Genomic DNA, 18,097 nt, shown 5'->3' with positions numbered 1-18,097 from the left:
CCATGAGCACCACCCCCACCACCGGCACCGTGACCGACTACGCCGCCGAGTTCGCCGGGAAGACCGCCCTCGTCACCGGCTCCGCCTCCGGCATCGGCCTGGCCACCGCCCGCCGCCTCGGCCGCGGCGGCGCGAACGTCGTCATCGCGGACTACAACGAGAAGGGCGCCCAGGAGGCCGCCGAGACGCTGAAGGCGGAGGGCCTGAAGGCCGCCGCGGTCGCCGTCGACGTGACCGACCCGGCCTCGGTCGAGGCGGCCGTCCGCTTCTCCGTCGACACCTTCGGCGGTCTCGACCTGGCCGTGAACAATGCCGGCATCGGCGGCGCGAGCGCGCCCACCGGCGAGTACGACATCGATGTCTACAACCGCGTGGTGCGCACGAATCTCGACGGCGTCTTCTACTCGATGCGCTACGAGATCCCCGCCATCGAGGCCGCGGGCAACGGCGGCGCCATCGTGAACGTCGCCTCGATCCTCGGCTCGGTCGGCTTCGCCGGCTCCCCCGCGTACGTCGCGGCGAAGCACGGCGTGGTCGGTCTGACGAAGACGGCCGCCGCCGAGTACGCCGCGAAGGGCATCCGCGTCAACGCGGTCGGCCCGGGCTTCATCGAGACCCCGCTCCTCAAGGAGATGGACAAGGCCGCCCACGACGGTCTCGTCGCGCTGCACCCCGCGGGCCGCCTGGGAACCTCCGAGGAGGTCGCCGAGCTGATCGTCTTCCTGCTCTCGGAGCGCGCCTCGTTCATCGCGGGCAGCTACCACCTCGTGGATGGCGCGTACACGGCGGTCTGACCCGCCACGCCGCATACGCCACTTGTGTCACACCTCCACTCATGGAACGGTCTGCGACGGGTACCGGGCAGGAGACCCGGACCGTCCCGACGTGGAGGGCGCGGCGAACGCAATGGCAGGGCAGGCACGCGAGTCGTACTTCGACAACGTCAAATTCCTGACGATCGTCCTCGTGGCCTGCGGGCACGCGTGGGAGCCGCTGACCTACGGCTCCCGCGCGGTGACGGCGGTGTATCTCACCGTCTACGCCTTCCACATGCCGGCGTTCGCCCTGGTGTCGGGGTACTTCTCGCGCAGCTTCGACATGGCGCCGCACCGTCTGCGGCGCCTGGTGACCGGCGTCGCCGTGCCCTACCTCGTCTTCGAGGTGGCGTACACGCTGTTCTACCGGTGGGCGCAGGACGACCCGGGGTATCCGATCAGCCTGCTGGACCCCTGGTATCTGATGTGGTTCCTGGTGGCCCTGTTCATCTGGCGGCTCTCGACGCCGCTGTGGTTGCAGTTGCGTCACCCGGTGCCGGTGTCGCTGGCCGTGGGCACGGCCGTGTCGATGTGGCCGGGCGCGGGCGGCGACCTGGCGCTCCAACGGGTCCTGCAATTCCTGCCGTTCTTCGTGGTGGGCCTGGTGCTGCGGCCCGAGCACTTCGCGCGCGTGCGCACATGGCGCGTGCGGTGGGTGGCGCTGGGCGTCACGGGCGCGGCCCTGCTCGCCGCGTACTGGGTGGCGCCTTGGTTCGACGCGGGCTGGTTCTTCCACCGGGGCAGCGTGCAGGGGCGGGGCGTGCCGGGGTGGGCGGGACTGTTCGCGACGCCCGCCCTGTTCGCTCTCGCGCTCGTGCTGACCGCGTGCTTCCTGGCGTGGGTGCCGGGCCGCACATTGCGGTTCACGGCCCTGGGCACCGGGACGATCTACGCGTATCTGCTGCACGGGTTCGTCATCAAGTCCTCCCGGTTCTGGGACTGGTACGACCACCCGTGGCTGCACGGCCCGCTCGGCGAGCTGACCGTGACGGCGGCGGCGGTCGGGCTCGTCACGGCGCTGTGCACGCAACCGGTGCGGCGGATCTTCCGCTACGTCGTCGAGCCCCGCATGGACTGGGCCTTCCGGAGGCCGACAGGGCAACGGTCCCTGCCCGCGCAGACGGCACCCCGGGAGAAGGTCACCTCCGGCGGCGGCTGACCGTCTGCGCCGAGGCGAGCAGGTGCTGCATCCGCTCGGTGAGCGACCCCAGGTCGTCGGCGGGCCGGTGGAAGGCGAGCCGCACGTCGGCCTGGCCCCGCATCCGCTCCAGACGCAGCGTCAGCCCGTGCCGGTCCACGGCGAGCGGCTGGACGCGGACGACGCCGAGCAGGCTGTCGGGGGCGATGAGCCGGGTGAGCTGCTCGACGGCCTCGGGATGGGCGTCGGCGAGATGGGTGAGCAGGCGCGGCTCGGCGAGCGCGAGCGAATCGGGCGCGGCGGCGGCGAGTTCGTCGAGCTCGATGCCGGTACGCCCCGACCGGGTCTGAAGGACCGCACGTTCGGGCCGCAGCACCAGCTCCTCACCGTCCGGGACCAGCTCGCCCGACAGCCACACCCGCGCGCGTACCCGGTCGCGTACGGGGACGGGCGCCGCGTCGGCGAACTCCAGGAGCGTGGTGGGCCGTCCGTGCGGTGAGCAGAGCACGGCCGCGGCGAGCACGCTGTCGGGCGGCGGCGCGATGCGGACCGTGCCGTCGTCGTCGACGCGGTGCGCCCCGACGAGGTCGTCCTGCCCCACATCGGTGGTGACGCCGCAGGTCCATGCGGCGGCGAGCACGGAGCGTGCGTGGGCCGCCGTGCTGGGCACGGCGGCAGCGATCTGTCGGACACCCATCCCGAACCTCCATTAGGTAAGCCTTGCCTAACTTATCGGAGGTGATCGGCGACGGTCCACCCCACCCTCGCTCCGACTTCCTGTGTCGCCCCCTGACGGGAGCCGCACGGTGCGATTGACTCGACGGGTGCGCAGATTCGTCGTGTTCCTCGCCGCCGTCGCCGGAGCGCTCGCCGCCCTGGCCCTGTCCCTGCTGCTCTCCCCGTGGTGGTGGTTCGCCGCCGCCCCGCTCCTCGCGCTCGCGGCGCTCGGCGTGTGGGATCTGGCCCAGTCGCGCCACTCCGTGCTGCGCAACTATCCGGTCCTCGGGCATCTGCGCTTCCTGATGGAGTCCCTGCGCCCCGAGATGCAGCAGTACTTCGTCGAGCGCAACTACGACGGCCGGCCCTACGACCGCGACGTGCGCAGCATCGTCTACGAGCGGGCGAAGCAGGACGAGGCCGAGGAGCCGTTCGGCACCGAGCGCGACGTGTACGCCTCCGGCCACGAGTTCCTGGTGCCGTCGATGCGCCCGGTCGACCCGCCAGAGCGGCCGACCACCGTCCGCATCGGCGGCCCCGACTGCACCAGGCCGTACGACATGGCGCTGCTCAACGTGTCGGCGATGAGCTTCGGCGCCCTGTCCAGCCACGCGATCCGCGCGCTCAACAAGGGCGCGGCGCTCGGGGGTTTCGCGCACGACACAGGAGAGGGCGGCCTGTCCGACCACCATCTGGCGCACGGCGGAGACCTGGTGTGGGAGATCGGCACCGGTTACTTCGGCTGCCGCACGGGCGAGGGCCGCTTCGACCGCGCCGAGTTCGCCGACAAGGCGGCGCACGAGCACGTCAAGTGCGTCTCCCTGAAGCTGTCGCAGGGCGCGAAGCCGGGCATCGGCGGCGTCCTGCCCGGCGGCAAGGTCAACGCGGAGATCGCGCGCGTACGGGACGTGCCCGAAGGGCGGACGGTGGTGTCGCCGCCGTACCACCGGGAGTTCGAGACACCGCGCCAGATGGTGCTGTTCCTGGCGGAGTTGAGACAGCTCGCCGGCGGCAAGCCGGTCGGGTTCAAGCTGTGCGTGGGCTCGCGCTCGCAGTTTCTCGCCGTGTGCAAGGCGATGGTCGCGGAGGGCGTGACGCCGGACTTCGTGATCGTGGACGGATCGGAGGGCGGCACGGGCGCCGCACCGCTGGAGTTCGCCGACCACCTCGGCACACCGCTGACCGAGGGGCTGATCACGGTCCACAACGCGCTCGTCGGCACGGGGCTGCGCGAGCACGTCCGCGTCGGGGCCAGCGGCAAGGTCGCCACCGGCGCCGACATCGTCAAACGCCTCGTCCAGGGCGCCGACTTCACGAACGCGGCACGCGCCATGATGTTCGCGGTCGGCTGCATCCAGGCCCAGCGCTGCCACACCAACACCTGCCCGGTGGGCGTCACGACACAGGATCCGCGCCGCGTGCGCGCCCTGGACGTCGCCGACAAGTCCGAACGCGTACGCCACTACCAGGAAGCGACCGTGCGCAGTGCGGCGCAGATCATGGCGGCGATGGGCGTGCGCGATCCGCGCGAGCTGCGCCCGTCGCAGCTCATGCGGCGCACCACGGCGGACATGCCGGTCTCCTACGCGCACCTCCACGACTGGCTGGAGCCCGGCCAGTTGACCAAGCAGCCGCCCCCGACCTGGGCCGCGGACTGGGCGGCGGCCGACCCCGACCACTTCTGAGTGCCCTCCAGCCCCGTCGGCGCCATCGAACAACGCCAACTCCACGCGAACGAGGGGTGAATATGCCAACCGCCCGCGCGGCGCGACGCAGCGCGGCATCATGCCGACATGGACGGTAGTACTGCGCTCCTGCGGGAGCTCTTCACGCCGGATGAGTACGCCGCGGTACGCAGCCATGCGGACCATCTGGGCGTGACACTGGACGAGTACGTACGCTCCTCAGCCGCCGAACGGGCCCTGGAGCGGCTCCATCTGACACGGGCTCTGGAAGCCCGTGCACCGCATCTGGGCACCTTGCCGATACCACAGGTGGAGCGCTCCCACTGTGCCGACGGAGCCTCCTCCCCTGCCCTCGACCGGTTCCTCGACACGCTGGCGCACCCGCACCCCACCGAGGGCGGCTGACACCGCGTGAACCGGCCGCTGCGGGGCACTCGATGCCACGGGGCAGGCGTGACATCGCGGCAGCGCGGGAAGGGGGAACGTCACCGGGGCAACGGCCCCCGCACCATCCATCAGGACCATCAGGAGAGGAAGTGGTCGTCATGCGTGCGTCGAGGGGCGCCGACCGGCGTGCCGCGCGCGTGGAATACCTGATGCCGCAGGGGACGGGCGCGGCCCGCTGGGCCCGGCGGCTGACCCGAAGGTTTCTCGCCGGACGTACGGGCGAGGGAGCGACGGACGCCGAGCTGGTGGTGTCGGAGCTGGTCGCCAACGCCACCGAGGCACGGAGCGGCAGCTGCCGGATGAGCCTGTGCCTGCAGTCGGGTGAGCTGACCGTGGCCGTGCACGACGACGCGCCCGGGCTCCCCCGCCTCGCGCCACAGTCGCGGACGGCCGAGTCGGGGCGGGGCATCGCGCTGGTGCAGGCCCTCGCCCGCCGCTGGAGCGTGCGGGCCGACCCGAGGGGCGGGAAGACGGTCCTTGCGGTGCTGACGCCCTGCTGAACCACGCCCCGGCCGAGGCGACCGCGCGTCGCCGCCCCGGCCGGGACCGGTGATCAGTGCCCGCGCGCGATCCACTCGTCGAGGCTCGGGGCCTCCGCGCCGATCGTCGTGCTGTCACCGTGTCCGGTGCGCACGACGGTCTCGCCCGGCAGCGTGAGCAGCCGGTCCTTGATCGACTCCACGATGGTCGGGAAGTCGCTGAAGGTCCGCCCGGTCGCACCGGGACCGCCCTGGAAGAGGGTGTCCCCGGTGAACACGGTGCCGAGCGCGGGTGCGTACAGGCTGACCGCGCCGTGGCAGTGCCCCGGCGTGTGCAGCACCGTCAGCTCGACGCCCGCGACGCCGATCTTCTGCCCGTCGGCCAGTTCCCCGTCCGGGGCGCGGTCGGGGTGCGTGCGCTTCCACAGCTCGGTGTCGGCCGGGTGCAGCAGGATCGGCGCCCCGGTGCGCGCGGCGAGCGCGGGCGCGGCGTCGATGTGGTCGTCGTGCGCGTGCGTGCACACGATCGCGACGAGCCGCCGCTCACCGAGGGCCTCGGCGATGGCATCGGCGTCGTGCGCGGCGTCGATGACGATCGCCTCGTGGTCGTCGCCGACGATCCACACGTTGTTGTCGACGTCCCACGTGCCCCCGTCGAGGGAGAACGTGCCGGAGGTGACGAGATGGTCCACGCGTGCCGTGTTGTCGCTCATCAGAACACCACCACCGAACGCAGCACGTCGCCGTGGTGCATCCGCTCGAACGCCTTCTCCACGTCGTCCAGGGCGATCGTCTCGGTCACGAACGCGTCCAGGTCGAGACGCCCCTGCAAATACAGGTCGATCAGCATCGGGAAGTCCCGCGAGGGCAGACAGTCGCCGTACCAGGACGACTTGAGCGCGCCGCCGCGCCCGAACACGTCCAGCAGCGGCAGTTCGAGCTTCATCTCGGGCGTCGGGACGCCGACGAGAACGACCGTGCCCGCCAGGTCGCGCGCGTAGAAGGCCTGCTCGTACGTCTCCGGGCGTCCCACCGCCTCGATGACGACGTCCGCACCGAAGCCGCCGGTCAGCTGGCGCACGGCCTCGATCGGGTCGGTGGAGCGGGAGTTGACGGTGTGGGTGGCGCCCAGCTCGCGCGCGGTGGCGAGCTTCTTGTCGTCGATGTCAACGGCAATGATCTTCGCGGCGCCGGCAAGACGGGCTCCGACGACGGAGGCATTGCCCACGCCGCCGCAGCCGATCACGGCGACGGAGTCGCCACGGCCCACGTTGCCCGTATTGATCGCGGCGCCGAGCCCGGCCATCACGCCGCAGCCCAGCAGGCCCGCGGCGGCCGGGGAGGCGGCCGGGTCCACCTTGGTGCACTGCCCGGCGGCGACCAGGGTCTTCTCGGCGAAGGCCCCGATGCCCAGCGCCGGCGACAGCTCGGTGCCGTCGGCCAGGGTCATCTTCTGCTTCGCGTTGTGGGTGTCGAAACAGTACTGGGGACGTCCGCGCCTACAGGCACGACACTGCCCGCACACCGCACGCCAGTTGAGAATCACGAAGTCACCGGGGGCGACCTCGCTCACCCCGTCACCCACCGATTCGACGACACCCGCCGCCTCGTGACCGAGCAGGAACGGGAACTCGTCGTTGATCCCGCCCTCCCGGTAGTGCAGATCGGTGTGGCAGACCCCGCACGCCTGGATCTTCACGACGGCCTCGCCCGGACCCGGGTCCGGCACCGTGATCGTCGCGATCTCCACGGGGGCACCCTTGGCCCGCGCGATCACGCCCTGCACCTGCTGTGCCATGACGGTCAGCCCTCTTCCTCAATCGCGGCAACTTCACGCTTTGTTACCCGCCCATCCTCGCTCACCGGTCAAGCGGAGAACAGCACCGGTGCCCAGGTCGGGGCGCTCTACTGTGTTCCCGTGCGCGTTCGAATCCAGGCGGCGGCCGGCCTCCTTCCCGTCAATGGAACCCTCGCGGCGGTGCTCCTCGTTCTCCTCGTGATCGCGGCAGCGGTGGCGGCCGTGTACCGCCTGTCCCCGGACGGTTCGCGCCGCCGGGCCCGCGACATCGCGGTGGCCGGCATCCGGGCGGCGGTGCAACTGGCCGTGGTGTCGCTCCTGATCGGCTGGGTGGTGCGGCACGGAGCGGCGCTGCTGGCCTTCCTGCTGCTCATGCTGGCGGTGGCCGCACGCACGGCGGGCCGCCGCCTCACCCCGAACCGGACCTGGTTCTGGGCCGCCCTGCCGATCGCGGCGCCGGTGACCCCGCTCGTCGCGGCGCTGATCGCCTGCGGCCTGCTTCCGCTCCGGGGCATCGCCGTGATCCCGGTGACCGGCATCCTCATCGGCGGCGCGCTCACGGGGACTGTGCTCGCCGGGCGTCGCGCCCTCGACGAGCTGACCGCGCGCAAGGGCGAGGTCGAGGCGTGCCTGGCCCTCGGTCTGCTCCCCCACGAGGCACGCCTGGAGATCGCCCGCCCCACCGCCTCCGACGCCCTCCTGCCCGGCCTCGACCAGACGCGGACGGTGGGCCTGGTCACGCTCCCGGGCGCGTTCGTCGGCATGCTTCTGGGCGGGGCGTCGCCGGTGACCGCCGGGGCGGTGCAACTCTTCGTCCTGGTGGCGCTGCTGGCCGTACAGGCGCTCGCGGTGGCGACGACGGTGGAGCTGGTGGCGCGGGGGCGGCTGCACCGCGAGCCGTCGGAGGTCCGGGGGCGGGGGCGGGGCGCGACCTAGTCAGGAGGTTCTGGTCAAGGGCGTTCCAGCGGTCAGCCGTCCATGACGCCCTAGTCGTCCATGACGGCCAGGAGGCTGGACAGGACGCGCAGGCAGGTGTCGATGTCGTCCTTGGTGAGATCCCCGTCGGCCCCGCGCAGGGCTTCCCGCTCACGGTCGAGCACGGCTCCGATGACGGTGCGCCCCTCCTCGGTCAGCCGGATCAGGGAAGACCGCTTGTGGGCGGGGTTGGGCACGGCCTCGACGAGCCCGCGCGCGGCGGCGTCGTTCACCATCCGCTGCACGAACTGCCGGCTCAGCGCCTGGAACCGACCCATCTGCGGGACCGTCATGGGGCCACGCCCGTGCAGCATGCTCAGCACGGCGCGCACGCCCACCGACAGCCCTTCGGCGGCGACGTCCCGCTCGACTCTCACGTACGCGCGCCGGTACAGCGGCCCCACGAGGTCGAACACCTCGGCGAGCCGGTCCGCCACGTCCGCGGGCAACGGATCACGGCCTGTCGTCTCACTCACGCCGCCATCATGACATGACACCTGAGTTGTCATTCGGTCTTGTGGGCGTATGGCGCACATGACACCCTGCTTGTCATGTCCGACCTCTTCTGGATCGACGAAGGCACGGGTCCCGGCCGCCCCTTGGTTCTGCTGCACGGCGGCTTCCTCGACCACCACATGTGGGACGACCAGATCCCGCACCTGGCATCGGACCACCGCGTCATCGCGCCCGACGCCCGGGGTCACGGCGGGTCCCCCAACGCCACGGGACCGTTCCGGCACACGGACGATCTGGCCGCGCTGCTGCGCCACTTGGACCTCGGCCCGGCGATCCTGGTGGGCGTCTCGATGGGCGCAAGCATCGCCATCGACACGGCGCTGGAGCATCCGAAGCTGGTCGCCGGCGTGGTCACCAGCGGCGCCGGCACCAGCGAGCCGTACTTCACGGATCCCTGGACGACCGGGATCTGGTCCACCTGGCAGTCGGCGATGGCCGCGGGCGACGTGGCCGCCGCGATCGAGGCGTTCACCGCGTTCGCCTCGGGCCCGCACCGTACGCTCGACGACCTCGACCCCCGGGTGGTCGAGCGGCTGCGCGCGATGACGTGGAGCACGATGTCGAAACACACCGCGGAGGAACCCGACTGGAGCGTCCCGGTCGAGGACACCTGGGCCCGCGCCGCCGAGCTCACGATCCCGGTCCGCGCCATCAACGGCGCCCTGGACTCCCCCGACCACATCGGCATGTCGGAGCGCCTGACCGGCAGCCTCGCCGACGGCCACGCAGTGTCGGTCCCCCAAACCGCGCACTACCCCAACATGGAGGACCCGGAGGCCTTCAACGCGGCGCTCGCGGAGGCCTTGCACTCCATGTGACGCCCGCACGCCACCGCCTCCCGTCGACACCTTCGCCGTGCCGCGAGCCACTGCACGCCCGCGGCCAGGGCCGCCACGCACCCGGAGATGGCAAGACCCAGCAGCGCCCCGGAGAGCGGCCCACCGGCGGCGAGCCCGCCCAGCACGCCGACACCTGTCGAGTACGAGGCCCAGACGACCTCGGCGACCCCCGACGCCACAAGAAACCGACTCAACCGGAAGTCGACGAGCCCGGCCGCGACGGCGCCGACGAATCGCCCGGTGGGCAGAAACCGGATACCCACGACGAACGGGATCCCATGCCGCCGCACCCGCACGGAAGCCCAGTCGAGCAACGCCGCACGCCGCCGTCTGCGTCGCAGCCGCCGCAGCACCGGCCCGCCGAAACGACGCGTGGACCGGTACACCAGCAGGTCACCGATGACGGCGGCGCCCGACACCACCAACAGCACCACGGCGAGCTGGAGACGGCCGTCGGCCGCCATGGCCCCGGCGCCGACGAGCAGCCACGAGTTCGGCACCAGCGGGGGCATGACGCACAGGACGAGAAGGCCGTACATCAAATAGTCGGGCATACCTACAGATAACGGGAGGAAAGTTAACAAAACCAGAGGAGTTGGCGTATCTCGGGGAAACCTCTGGGACCTCCCCCTAAGGGTCTCAGGAGCGTGTTTCCGCAGCCTGAACCGCCAACAGGGCGAGGTCACCACGATGCCAGCAATTGACGCCCCGCACCCTGGGGCAGCCCTCCGTATCCGGGCTGGGGTTATCCCCCGTCGCCCTCGATCTCGACCTCGTACTCGTGCGCCCGTCCGCCGCGCCACTGGATGATCGACGCGTCTCCGGACACCAGTTGATCGGCATCGTCGAGCCCGGCCCGACGCAGGAATTCGATCAGGTCGTGGTCGTCACGGGCAAGTCCGAAGTCCACGCCGCCGACGGTGACCCGCCGCCCTCCGTTCGACGCCGACGGCCGGTGCACGACTATCAGGCGCGGTGTCACGCCTGCCCCCGCGCCCGCCGGCGCAGCTCCGCCTTCTGTGTCGGGGTGAGCTTCTCGCCCGCCAGTACCCGGGAAAGATGCAGCAGACGCCGCCGCAGAGCGGTACGGCCGGGCCGATCGGCGAGCTGCCGGTAGGTCGCGTCCCACTCCCGCTGTGTCTGCACCAGGTCCTCAGTGATCGTGTTCCGCATGAGACCGATTAGAGCGCGTGTTCGATTTTCTGCGCAAGCTGACACACGGAGCACGGGTTGCGCGTGTCGTCCCGTGAGCCTCAGGGCGTGCCGGTGAGCGGCCAGGGGTTCGGTGCGTTGCGCCGGACCGCCGCGCGTATGTGGACCATGGCCAGGATCGCGCTCATATGGGTCTTGCCCACGGTGTGCCGGACGTGGTCCTTGCAGAACCACAGGGCGTTCTCGGGGTGACCCTCGTGACCGAGAGGCGGCGCGATCGCCCGGAAGTACACGAGCGTGAAGGTGTCGTGGCCCTGGTCCCTGGGGGACGTGCGGCAGACCTCACAGCGCGGGGGCATCACGGCCGGTCGACTCCACTCCGTCGTTCCAGTCCCGAACACGATCCTCTGTCCGCGCCGCACCCCAGCGGGCGTGCCGCGGACAGGAGTTGACATCCTCTCAGGTCACTCCCGTGGGTGCGTGACCAACGCGGTCGCCCGACGTTGTCTCGATCATGAACCTTCGTCGCATCACCACCGCGCTCGGTACCACCGCAGCGGCAGCCCTCGTCGCCCTCTCCGTTCCCACCTCCGCTTTCGCCGCCGAAGGCATCCTCGAGGTCAACGGCGTGGCGCATGAGAACCCGAGCGGCTGCTACCCCATGGACTGGTTCCCGTCCTCGATCACCAACAACACCGACGCCATCGCGGAGGTGCACTCGGGCCCCGACTGCACCGGCCAGGTCGAGTGGCTGGTCTACCCCGGCGAGACGTACCGCACCGAGACCGCGCAGAGCGTCTTCGTCCTCTGAGCCACGGTCACGGCCGACACCGGAGCCGGGGCGCGGTCACCTCGCTGTCGGAGTCCCGGCGTACGCTCCGCAGCATGACCATTTACGACGCAGTGCAGATCGACAACCTTCAGGGCGGCGCCGCCGACCTCCCCCAGTACCAGGGCAAGGCCGTCCTGATCGTCAACGTTGCCTCCAAGTGCGGGCTCACGCCGCAGTACACCGCCCTGGAGGAGCTTCAGAAGCAGTACGCGGCGCGCGGGTTCACGGTTCTCGGCGTGCCCTGCAACCAGTTCATGGGGCAGGAGCCCGGTACCGCCGACGAGATCTCCGAGTTCTGCTCGGCGACGTACGGCGTGACGTTCCCGATGACGGAGAAGGTCGACGTCAACGGCGAGGCGCGGCACCCGCTGTACGCGAACCTCGTGGACACGGCGGACGCCGAGGGCCACACCGGCGACATCCGCTGGAACTTCGAGAAGTTCCTCGTGGGTCGCTCCGGTGAGGTCGTCGCCCGCTTCTCGCCGCAGACGACGCCGGACGCCCCGGAGGTCGTGGCGGCCATCGAGCGGGAGCTGTCGAAGGAGAGCTGAGGGCCTGTCGACATACGGCCGGCTCATCCCGCCACGGGCAGGCACTCGGCGAGCAGGGCGACGACGTCCCGCCACGCTCGCCGCGCGTGCTGCGGGTGGTAGCCGACCCCGGGACGGACGGTGTGGTCGACCGTTGGGTGATGGAAGGCGTGCAGGGCGCCGCCGTAGACCGCGAGGCGCCAGTCGACGCCCGCGGCCTGCATCTCGGCGGTGAACGCGTCCCGTTGCGCGGGCGGCATGATCGGGTCTTCCGACCCGACCCCGGCCCACACCGGGCAGTGAATGCGCGCCGCCTCGCCCGGTCGGCCCGTGGTCAGTGCGTTGACCGTCGCGATCGCGCACAGGTCGGCGCCGTCGCGCCCGAGTTCCAGCGCGATCGCGCCTCCGGTTCCGTAGCCGACGGCGGCGATCCGGTCGGGGTCGGTCCGCGGTTCGGCGCGGAGCACGTCGAGCGCCGCGTGGCCGATGCCTCGCATCCGGTCGGGGTCGGCGAGCAGTGGCATGCAACGGGCCAGCATCTCCTCGGGGTCGCCCAAGTACCGCCCGCCGTGGAGGTCGAAGGCCAGCGCCACGTACCCCAGCTCGGCGAGTGCATCGGCCCGGTGGCGCTCGACGTCGCTGAGCCCCACTCCCTCGGGCCCGACCAGGATCGCGGGCCGGCGGTCGGCACCGGCCGGGAGCGCGAGGTGCCCGATCATCGTCAGGCCGTCGGCCGGGTACTCGATCGTGCGCGTTGTCACCGTGCGTGGTGTCACCGTGGTCATGAGCCTGGACTGTAGTGATCGTCGAGCCCGGGAGGGCCGGGGTTCTGCCGTGGGCAGAGGGCCGGTCTCCGGCGCGTTACGGAACCAATCCGTCAGCGGTGCGGGTGAGGGACGGTGAACAAACGGCCGTCGACCGCCGGTACCGGGGCGCGTGATCGCCTCGCCCGGGGGCCGCCCCGCTGCGCCCCCACTCCCCCCGTAGCACCATGGCTACATGCTGTTCGCCCGGCTCGCTCAGGTGTCCCAGGATGTCGCAGCCGCCTCCGCGCGGTCGCGGAAGATCACGCTGCTCGCCGAGCTCTTCCGCGACGCCGATCCGGACGACGTGCCGATCGTCATCCCGTATCTCGCGGGACGGCTGCCCCAGGGGCGGCTCGGCGTCGGCTGGCGGGTACTGAGCGAGCGGGTGGAGGCGGCCCCGGAGCCTCGGCTGACCGTGCAGGACGTCGACGCGCTGATGACCGAGCTCGGGGACGTGTCCGGCGCCGGGTCGCAGGCCGAACGGAAGCGGCTCGTCGGGGAGCTGATGGGCGCCGCCACCGAGGACGAGCAGCGGTTCCTGTTCGGGCTCGTGACCGGTGAGGTGCGGCAGGGTGCCCTGGACGCCGTCGCGACCGAGGGCCTGGCACAGGCGACGGGCGCCGCCCCCGCCGACGTACGGCGCGCGGTGATGCTGGCCGGCGGGTTGCAGGACGTCGCGCAGGCGCTCCTCGCCCGGGGACCCGAGGCACTCGAGGACTTTCGGCTCACCGTCGGCCGGCCCGTGCTGCCGATGCTCGCGCACAGCGCCGCCGGAGTCGGCGAGGCGATCGACAAGTTGGGCACCTGCGCGGTGGAGGAGAAGCTCGACGGCATTCGCGTACAGGTGCACCGGGACGGCGACGTCGTGCGCGTGTACACCCGGACGCTCGATGACATCACCGCCCGGCTGCCCGAAGTGACCGACGCCGTCAGGGAGTTCCCCGGCGAGCGGTTCATCCTCGACGGGGAAGTCATCGCGCTCGGTGAGGACGGGCGGCCGCGGGCGTTCCAGGACGTCGCGGGGCGGGTCGGGTCACGTGTCGATGTCGCGCGGGCGGCGGAGGCGCTGCCGGTCTCCCCCGTGTTCTTCGATGTGCTGTACGCCGAGGGGCAGGATCTGCTGGACCTGCCCTTCGCCAGGCGGCACGAGCAGTTGGCCAGGCTCGTGCCGGAGCCGATGCGGGTCCGGCGCCTCGTGGTCGAGGACGAGGGCCCGGAACAGCGGGACGCCGCCGAGGCGTTCTTCGCCGACACCCTCGCGCGCGGCCACGAAGGGGTCGTGCTCAAGGGGCTCGAGGCCCCGTACAGCGCGGGCCGCCGGGGCGCGTCCTGGTTGAAGGTCAAGCCGGTGCACACGCTGGACCTCGTCGTGCTCGCCGCCGAGTGGGGGCACGGGCGGCGCACCGGAAAGCTGTCCAACCTGCACCTGGGTGCCCGGGCCGCCGACGGTACGTACGCGATGCTCGGCAAGACGTTCAAGGGGCTCACGGACGCGCTGCTCACTTGGCAGACGGAGCGGCTGCTCGAGCTCGCCGTCAGCGACGACGGTCATGTCGTGACCGTACGGCCCGAGTTGGTCGTGGAGATCGCCTACGACGGACTCCAGCGCTCGACGCGCTACCCGGCGGGCGTGACGCTCCGCTTCGCGCGCGTAGTGCGGTACCGGGAGGACAAAACGGTCGGCGAGGCGGACACGGTGGAAGCGGTGCTCGCCGCGCATCCGCCTCTCGACGCCTGACCGTTTCTTTGCCAAAGCTTGGCGCGTATAGGGTGACGGACATCCATCTAAAGTTGCATCTGCCACCTATTGGCCGCCGGGACAGCGGCCACGCACGGACAAGGGGAGAGACGTGCCCGCTTCACGCCTGAGCAGGACACCATTGCCGGGAATCGGCTACCGCTACGACCTCACGACCCGCGAGCAGCGCCAGCTGTCGGTCGTCGCCCATCGGGACGGGGGTCGCACCCTCAGCGCCTACCGGGCGGACGACCCGGACGCCTGCGACCTGTCGCTGAAGCTGACGTCGGGGGAAGCGGCGTATCTCATCGACGCGTTGGCGCCCTCGCACCACAGCCCGAACCTGTTGCACACCACCGATCTGGGCCTGGTCGCCGAGCGCATCGAGGTGCCGGGGACCTCAATCTGGAACGGGCGGCTGCTCGGCGAGACGAAGATGCGGACCGATACCGGCGCGTCGATCGTGGCCGTGCTGCGCCGCGCCGACGCGATCCCGTCGCCGACGCCGGACTTCCGGCTCGCGGGTGGCGACACGGTCATCGTCATCGGTACGCGGGAGGGCGTCGACGCGGCGGCCACGATTCTGGGTCGGGAGTGACCGCATGCACAGTGCTGTCTTTCTGATCGAATTCGGTGCCATCACGTTGGCGCTCGGGCTGCTCGGGCGGCTCGCGGGGCGGCTGCGGTTCTCACCGATCCCGCTGTATCTCCTGGCAGGGCTCGCGTTCGGCGAGGGCGGTCTGCTGCCGCTCGGCGCCAGCGAGGAGTTCGTCGCCATCGGCTCCGAAATAGGCGTGATCCTGCTGCTGTTGATGCTCGGTCTCGAGTACACGGCCAGCGATCTCGTCAGCAATTTGAAGACCCAGTACCCGGCCGGCCTCGTCGACATGACGTTCAACGCGCTGCCCGGCGCCATCGCCGCCCTGCTCATGGGCTGGGGTCCGGTGGCGGCCGTGGTGCTCGCGGGCGTCACCTGGATCTCGTCCTCGGGCGTGATCGCCAAGGTGCTCGGTGACCTGGGCCGGCTCGGCAACCGCGAGACGCCGGTGATCCTCAGCATCCTGGTGCTCGAGGACCTGGCGATGGCCGTGTACCTGCCCATCATCACCGCGCTGCTCGCCGGTGTCGGCTGGGCGGCCGGCGGGCTCACCCTCGCCATCGCGCTCGGCGCCGCGGGTCTGGTGCTGTTCATCGCGGTGCGCTTCGGGCGGCACATCTCGAAGTTCGTGTCGAGCGACGACCCGGAGAAGCTGCTCCTCGTGGTGCTCGGCCTGACCATCCTGGTCGCGGGCCTCGCGCAGCAACTCCAGGTGTCCGCCGCCGTGGGCGCGTTCCTCGTGGGCATCGCGCTGTCCGGTGAGGTCGCCGAGAACACGCATACGCTGCTGTCCCCGCTGCGCGACCTGTTCGCGGCCGTCTTCTTCGTCTTCTTCGGCCTGCACACCGACCCGGCGAGCATTCCGCCGGTGCTGCTGCCCGCACTGCTGCTCGCCGTGGTCACGGCCTGCACGAAGATCGCATCGGGGTACTGGGCGGCGCGGCGCGCCGGGATCTCCGTCAAGGGACGCTGGCGGGCCGGTGGCGCCCTGGTCGCGCGCGGCGAGTTCTCCATCGTCATCGCGGGCCTCGCCGTCACCTCGGGCATCGAGCCGCGGCTCGGCCCGCTGGCCACCGCGTACGTGCTGATCCTGGTGATCGTGGGCCCGCTGACCGCGCGGTTCGTCCAGCCCCTCGCGCAGCGGCTGTTCCCGCAGCGCGAGGCGGTGGCCGCGGGCGCGGGCACGGTTCCCGAGCCGCGCGCGGCCGAGCAGTCCGCGCCGGAGGAGAAGCCGGACGACGAGCCGGCCGCGGTCGACGGGCACAGCCGCTGACGAGCCGCCACTGACACCCGGCGTACACGGCCGGCACTCGGCACCCGACGGGGCCGTTCTCCAGGTACGGGGAACGGCCCCGTTCTCTCTCCAGTCGCCCGCCATGAGCAGGGCGCTTAGCGTGGTGGGCGAAGTCGATCGGGGGGTCCGGTGGTTTGGAGGCCACGATGGATCGCGCACCCGACACGTCCCCGGCAGGCGCCGAACCCGGTATACAGAGCGCCCCTCCCGACGACGGATCCACTCCGTACGCGGGCGGGGGCAGGCATGAGCACCGGTGGCTGATCCTGGCCGTGATCGGCCTGGCACAGCTGATGGTCGTCCTTGACGCCACCATCGTGAACATCGCGCTGCCGTCGGCGCAGAAGGACCTCGGGTTCTCCGACGGCAACCGGCAGTGGATCGTGACCGCGTACTCCCTGGCGTTCGGAAGCCTGCTGCTGCTCGGCGGGCGGATCGCCGACCTGATCGGCCGCAAGGCCGTCTTCCTCACGGGCCTGGTCGGATTCGCGGTGGCGTCCGCGCTCGGTGGCGCCGCGAGCAGCTTCGAAATGCTCGTCGCGGCGCGCGCCCTGCAAGGCGCGTTCGGCGCGCTGCTCGCGCCGGCCGCGCTCTCCCTGCTGACGACGACGTTCACCGACCCCAAGGAACGGGCCAAGGCCTTCGGCATCTACGGCGCCATCGCCGGTGCGGGCGGCGCGGTCGGGCTGCTGCTGGGCGGTGTGCTGACCGAGTACCTGGACTGGCGCTGGTGCCTGTTCGTGAACCTGGCCTTCGCCGCCTTCGCCTTCCTGGGCGGCCTGCGCCTGCTGCACGGCGGGCGCCCCGTGGACCGGCCGAAGCTGGACGTGCCCGGCACGATCCTGGTGTCGGCGGGCTTGTTCTGCATCGTCTACGGGTTCTCGAACGCGGAGACGCACGACTGGGGCGACTTCCTGACGTGGGGCTTCCTGGTGATCGGCGTGATCCTGCTGGCCGCGTTCGCCCGGGTCGAGATGCGGGCCGCCCATCCGCTGCTGCCGCTGCGCGTGCCCCTGGACCGGGACCGTGGCGCGTCGTACCTGGCGATGTTCATCGCCGGTGCCGGCATGTTCGGCGTGTTCCTCTTCCTGACGTACTACCTGCAACAGATCCTGGAGTTCTCGCCGGTGCAGACCGGTGTGGCGTTCCTGCCGATGGTCGCCTGCATGATCTTCTCCTCGATGGTCACGCAGAACTCCCTCGCGCCGAAGTACGGGCCGAAGCCGATCGTTCCGCTGGGCATGGCCCTGGCGGTGGGGGCGATGATCTGGCTGACCTTCCTCGACATCGACAGCACGTACGCCGGCCATGTGCTGCTGCCGACGATGGTGATGGGCCTCGGCATGGGCATGATCTTCGCGACGGCCATGAACCTCGCCACCTCCGGTGTCGCGACGCACGACGCGGGGGTCGCCTCCGCGATGGTCAACACCAGTCAGCAGGTGGGCGGCTCGATCGGTACGGCGCTGCTGAACACGCTGGCCACGACCGCCGCGACCAGCTACCTGGTCGGCAAGCGGCCGACGCCCCTGGTGCGCGCGCAGGCCGCGATCGAGAGCTATTCGACCGCCTACTGGTGGTCGGCGGCGTTCTTCGGCCTCGGCTTCGTCGTGACGCTGCTCCTGTACCGGCCGGGGCCTCCGAAGGTGATGTCCGGCGAGGGCGCCGTGCACATGTGAGCGTGCCGCTTCGGTTCGCGCGGCCCAGTCACCGGGCATACCCCCTGAGCACAGTCCGC

At 71.1% G+C, this 18,097-nt stretch carries 22 protein-coding genes; 13 read left to right on the top strand and 9 right to left on the bottom strand.

Annotated features, from left to right (window positions below):
* The first annotated feature begins 2 nt into the window (after positions 1-2).
* On the top strand, positions 3-794 hold the full coding sequence (locus ACNYS0_RS41770) for an SDR family NAD(P)-dependent oxidoreductase (RefSeq protein ID WP_422481988.1): 792 nt from the start codon (positions 3-5) through the stop codon (positions 792-794).
* A gap of 112 nt (positions 795-906) precedes the next feature.
* Complete coding sequence (locus ACNYS0_RS41765) at positions 907-1,974, top strand: acyltransferase family protein (RefSeq protein ID WP_422481986.1); 1,068 nt, start codon at positions 907-909, stop codon at positions 1,972-1,974.
* Here the strand turns inward: ACNYS0_RS41765 and ACNYS0_RS41760 are convergent.
* Complete coding sequence (locus ACNYS0_RS41760) at positions 1,955-2,650, bottom strand: DUF2470 domain-containing protein (protein WP_422481984.1); 696 nt, start codon at positions 2,648-2,650, stop codon at positions 1,955-1,957. The two genes, ACNYS0_RS41765 and ACNYS0_RS41760, sit on opposite strands and share 20 nt — an antisense overlap.
* Positions 2,651-2,792: 142 nt before the next feature.
* Here ACNYS0_RS41760 and ACNYS0_RS41755 point away from each other — a divergent pair, with 142 nt between their 5' ends.
* From ACNYS0_RS41755 to ACNYS0_RS41745, 3 genes are all read left to right on the top strand, one after another.
* Positions 2,793-4,355, top strand: coding sequence for an FMN-binding glutamate synthase family protein (locus ACNYS0_RS41755; protein WP_422482912.1), 1,563 nt, complete (start codon positions 2,793-2,795; stop codon positions 4,353-4,355).
* A gap of 108 nt (positions 4,356-4,463) precedes the next feature.
* Positions 4,464-4,760, top strand: a complete 297-nt coding sequence (locus ACNYS0_RS41750) for a hypothetical protein (protein ID WP_422481982.1) — start codon at positions 4,464-4,466, stop codon at positions 4,758-4,760.
* 140 nt (positions 4,761-4,900) lie between these two features.
* Positions 4,901-5,302 (top strand): ATP-binding protein, encoded by a 402-nt coding sequence (locus tag ACNYS0_RS41745; RefSeq protein ID WP_422481980.1) that lies wholly within the window; start codon positions 4,901-4,903, stop codon positions 5,300-5,302.
* Between the two features lie 53 nt (positions 5,303-5,355).
* On the opposite strand, the gene ACNYS0_RS41740 is transcribed toward ACNYS0_RS41745, so the two are convergent.
* Positions 5,356-5,994, bottom strand: a complete 639-nt coding sequence (locus ACNYS0_RS41740) for an MBL fold metallo-hydrolase (RefSeq protein WP_422481978.1) — start codon at positions 5,992-5,994, stop codon at positions 5,356-5,358.
* Positions 5,994-7,079 carry an S-(hydroxymethyl)mycothiol dehydrogenase gene (locus tag ACNYS0_RS41735; protein WP_422481976.1) on the bottom strand — a complete coding sequence of 362 codons (1,086 nt, stop codon included), beginning with the start codon at positions 7,077-7,079 and terminating at the stop codon, positions 5,994-5,996. The genes ACNYS0_RS41740 and ACNYS0_RS41735 overlap by 1 nt, the downstream gene beginning before the upstream one ends.
* A gap of 120 nt (positions 7,080-7,199) precedes the next feature.
* Here ACNYS0_RS41735 and ACNYS0_RS41730 point away from each other — a divergent pair, with 120 nt between their 5' ends.
* Positions 7,200-8,015, top strand: a complete 816-nt coding sequence (locus ACNYS0_RS41730) for an ABC transporter permease (RefSeq protein WP_422481974.1) — start codon at positions 7,200-7,202, stop codon at positions 8,013-8,015.
* A gap of 50 nt (positions 8,016-8,065) precedes the next feature.
* Here the strand turns inward: ACNYS0_RS41730 and ACNYS0_RS41725 are convergent, their stop codons facing one another.
* The gene (locus tag ACNYS0_RS41725; RefSeq protein WP_422481972.1) at positions 8,066-8,530 is read right to left on the bottom strand and encodes a MarR family winged helix-turn-helix transcriptional regulator; all 465 of its coding nucleotides are present in this window, start codon (positions 8,528-8,530) and stop codon (positions 8,066-8,068) included.
* Positions 8,531-8,605: 75 nt separating this feature from the next.
* Here ACNYS0_RS41725 and ACNYS0_RS41720 point away from each other — a divergent pair, with 75 nt between their 5' ends.
* Positions 8,606-9,388 (top strand): alpha/beta fold hydrolase, encoded by a 783-nt coding sequence (locus ACNYS0_RS41720; protein ID WP_422481970.1) that lies wholly within the window; start codon positions 8,606-8,608, stop codon positions 9,386-9,388.
* Here ACNYS0_RS41720 and ACNYS0_RS41715 read toward each other — a convergent pair.
* The 4 genes from ACNYS0_RS41715 to ACNYS0_RS41700 all read right to left on the bottom strand — a co-directional run bounded on the left by ACNYS0_RS41715 (position 9,322) and on the right by ACNYS0_RS41700 (position 10,920).
* Entirely contained in the window at positions 9,322-9,963 is a 642-nt protein-coding gene (locus tag ACNYS0_RS41715; RefSeq protein ID WP_422481968.1) for a DedA family protein, read from the bottom strand. The two genes, ACNYS0_RS41720 and ACNYS0_RS41715, sit on opposite strands and share 67 nt — an antisense overlap.
* A gap of 191 nt (positions 9,964-10,154) precedes the next feature.
* Positions 10,155-10,319 carry a hypothetical protein gene (locus ACNYS0_RS41710; RefSeq protein WP_422481966.1) on the bottom strand — a complete coding sequence of 55 codons (165 nt, stop codon included), beginning with the start codon at positions 10,317-10,319 and terminating at the stop codon, positions 10,155-10,157.
* Positions 10,320-10,387: 68 nt separating this feature from the next.
* Entirely contained in the window at positions 10,388-10,582 is a 195-nt protein-coding gene (locus ACNYS0_RS41705; RefSeq protein WP_422481964.1) for a hypothetical protein, read from the bottom strand.
* 80 nt (positions 10,583-10,662) lie between these two features.
* Positions 10,663-10,920 (bottom strand): hypothetical protein, encoded by a 258-nt coding sequence (locus ACNYS0_RS41700; RefSeq protein ID WP_422481962.1) that lies wholly within the window; start codon positions 10,918-10,920, stop codon positions 10,663-10,665.
* Positions 10,921-11,075: 155 nt separating this feature from the next.
* On the opposite strand from ACNYS0_RS41700, the gene ACNYS0_RS41695 reads away from it, so the two are divergent.
* Positions 11,076-11,372 carry a hypothetical protein gene (locus ACNYS0_RS41695; RefSeq protein ID WP_422481960.1) on the top strand — a complete coding sequence of 99 codons (297 nt, stop codon included), beginning with the start codon at positions 11,076-11,078 and terminating at the stop codon, positions 11,370-11,372.
* A gap of 74 nt (positions 11,373-11,446) precedes the next feature.
* Positions 11,447-11,944 carry a glutathione peroxidase gene (locus ACNYS0_RS41690; protein ID WP_422481958.1) on the top strand — a complete coding sequence of 166 codons (498 nt, stop codon included), beginning with the start codon at positions 11,447-11,449 and terminating at the stop codon, positions 11,942-11,944.
* Positions 11,945-11,967: 23 nt separating this feature from the next.
* On the opposite strand, the gene ACNYS0_RS41685 is transcribed toward ACNYS0_RS41690, so the two are convergent.
* Positions 11,968-12,708: a dienelactone hydrolase family protein gene (locus ACNYS0_RS41685; protein ID WP_422481956.1), complete on the bottom strand. Its 741-nt coding sequence runs from the start codon at positions 12,706-12,708 to the stop codon at positions 11,968-11,970.
* A 214-nt stretch (positions 12,709-12,922) separates the two neighbouring features.
* Between ACNYS0_RS41685 and ACNYS0_RS41680 the strand changes: the two genes are divergently transcribed.
* The 4 genes from ACNYS0_RS41680 to ACNYS0_RS41665 all read left to right on the top strand — a co-directional run bounded on the left by ACNYS0_RS41680 (position 12,923) and on the right by ACNYS0_RS41665 (position 18,038).
* A complete protein-coding gene (locus tag ACNYS0_RS41680; protein WP_422481954.1) occupies positions 12,923-14,467 on the top strand; it encodes an ATP-dependent DNA ligase in 1,545 nt (514 codons plus the stop codon).
* Between the two features lie 112 nt (positions 14,468-14,579).
* Entirely contained in the window at positions 14,580-15,065 is a 486-nt protein-coding gene (locus ACNYS0_RS41675) for a cation:proton antiporter regulatory subunit (protein WP_422481952.1), read from the top strand.
* A gap of 4 nt (positions 15,066-15,069) precedes the next feature.
* Positions 15,070-16,338 (top strand): cation:proton antiporter, encoded by a 1,269-nt coding sequence (locus ACNYS0_RS41670; RefSeq protein ID WP_422481950.1) that lies wholly within the window; start codon positions 15,070-15,072, stop codon positions 16,336-16,338.
* Between the two features lie 167 nt (positions 16,339-16,505).
* On the top strand, positions 16,506-18,038 hold the full coding sequence (locus tag ACNYS0_RS41665) for an MFS transporter (protein ID WP_422481948.1): 1,533 nt from the start codon (positions 16,506-16,508) through the stop codon (positions 18,036-18,038).
* Positions 18,039-18,097 lie beyond the last annotated feature (59 nt).

Source organism: Streptomyces anthophorae (genome assembly GCF_049310305.1).
Lineage (GTDB): Bacteria > Actinomycetota > Actinomycetes > Streptomycetales > Streptomycetaceae > Streptomyces.
The sequence above is the reverse complement of the archived record's forward strand: the minus strand, read 5'-3'. Positions and strand labels throughout refer to the sequence as shown.

Bases quoted from the DNA above. Each gene is read 5' to 3' on its own strand.
- ACNYS0_RS41770 (WP_422481988.1), top strand. From the start codon at position 3: ATGAGCACCACCCCCACCACCGGCACCGTGACCGACTACGCCGCCGAG.
- ACNYS0_RS41765 (WP_422481986.1), top strand. From the start codon at position 907: ATGGCAGGGCAGGCACGCGAGTCGTACTTCGACAACGTCAAATTCCTG.
- ACNYS0_RS41760 (WP_422481984.1), bottom strand. From the start codon at position 2,650: ATGGGTGTCCGACAGATCGCTGCCGCCGTGCCCAGCACGGCGGCCCAC.
- ACNYS0_RS41750 (WP_422481982.1), top strand. From the start codon at position 4,464: ATGGACGGTAGTACTGCGCTCCTGCGGGAGCTCTTCACGCCGGATGAG.
- ACNYS0_RS41745 (WP_422481980.1), top strand. From the start codon at position 4,901: ATGCGTGCGTCGAGGGGCGCCGACCGGCGTGCCGCGCGCGTGGAATAC.
- ACNYS0_RS41740 (WP_422481978.1), bottom strand. From the start codon at position 5,994: ATGAGCGACAACACGGCACGCGTGGACCATCTCGTCACCTCCGGCACG.
- ACNYS0_RS41735 (WP_422481976.1), bottom strand. From the start codon at position 7,079: ATGGCACAGCAGGTGCAGGGCGTGATCGCGCGGGCCAAGGGTGCCCCC.
- ACNYS0_RS41720 (WP_422481970.1), top strand. From the start codon at position 8,606: ATGTCCGACCTCTTCTGGATCGACGAAGGCACGGGTCCCGGCCGCCCC.
- ACNYS0_RS41715 (WP_422481968.1), bottom strand. From the start codon at position 9,963: ATGCCCGACTATTTGATGTACGGCCTTCTCGTCCTGTGCGTCATGCCC.
- ACNYS0_RS41705 (WP_422481964.1), bottom strand. From the start codon at position 10,582: ATGCGGAACACGATCACTGAGGACCTGGTGCAGACACAGCGGGAGTGG.
- ACNYS0_RS41700 (WP_422481962.1), bottom strand. From the start codon at position 10,920: ATGCCCCCGCGCTGTGAGGTCTGCCGCACGTCCCCCAGGGACCAGGGC.
- ACNYS0_RS41695 (WP_422481960.1), top strand. From the start codon at position 11,076: ATGAACCTTCGTCGCATCACCACCGCGCTCGGTACCACCGCAGCGGCA.
- ACNYS0_RS41690 (WP_422481958.1), top strand. From the start codon at position 11,447: ATGACCATTTACGACGCAGTGCAGATCGACAACCTTCAGGGCGGCGCC.
- ACNYS0_RS41685 (WP_422481956.1), bottom strand. From the start codon at position 12,708: ATGACCACGGTGACACCACGCACGGTGACAACGCGCACGATCGAGTAC.
- ACNYS0_RS41680 (WP_422481954.1), top strand. From the start codon at position 12,923: ATGCTGTTCGCCCGGCTCGCTCAGGTGTCCCAGGATGTCGCAGCCGCC.
- ACNYS0_RS41670 (WP_422481950.1), top strand. From the start codon at position 15,070: ATGCACAGTGCTGTCTTTCTGATCGAATTCGGTGCCATCACGTTGGCG.
- ACNYS0_RS41665 (WP_422481948.1), top strand. From the start codon at position 16,506: ATGGATCGCGCACCCGACACGTCCCCGGCAGGCGCCGAACCCGGTATA.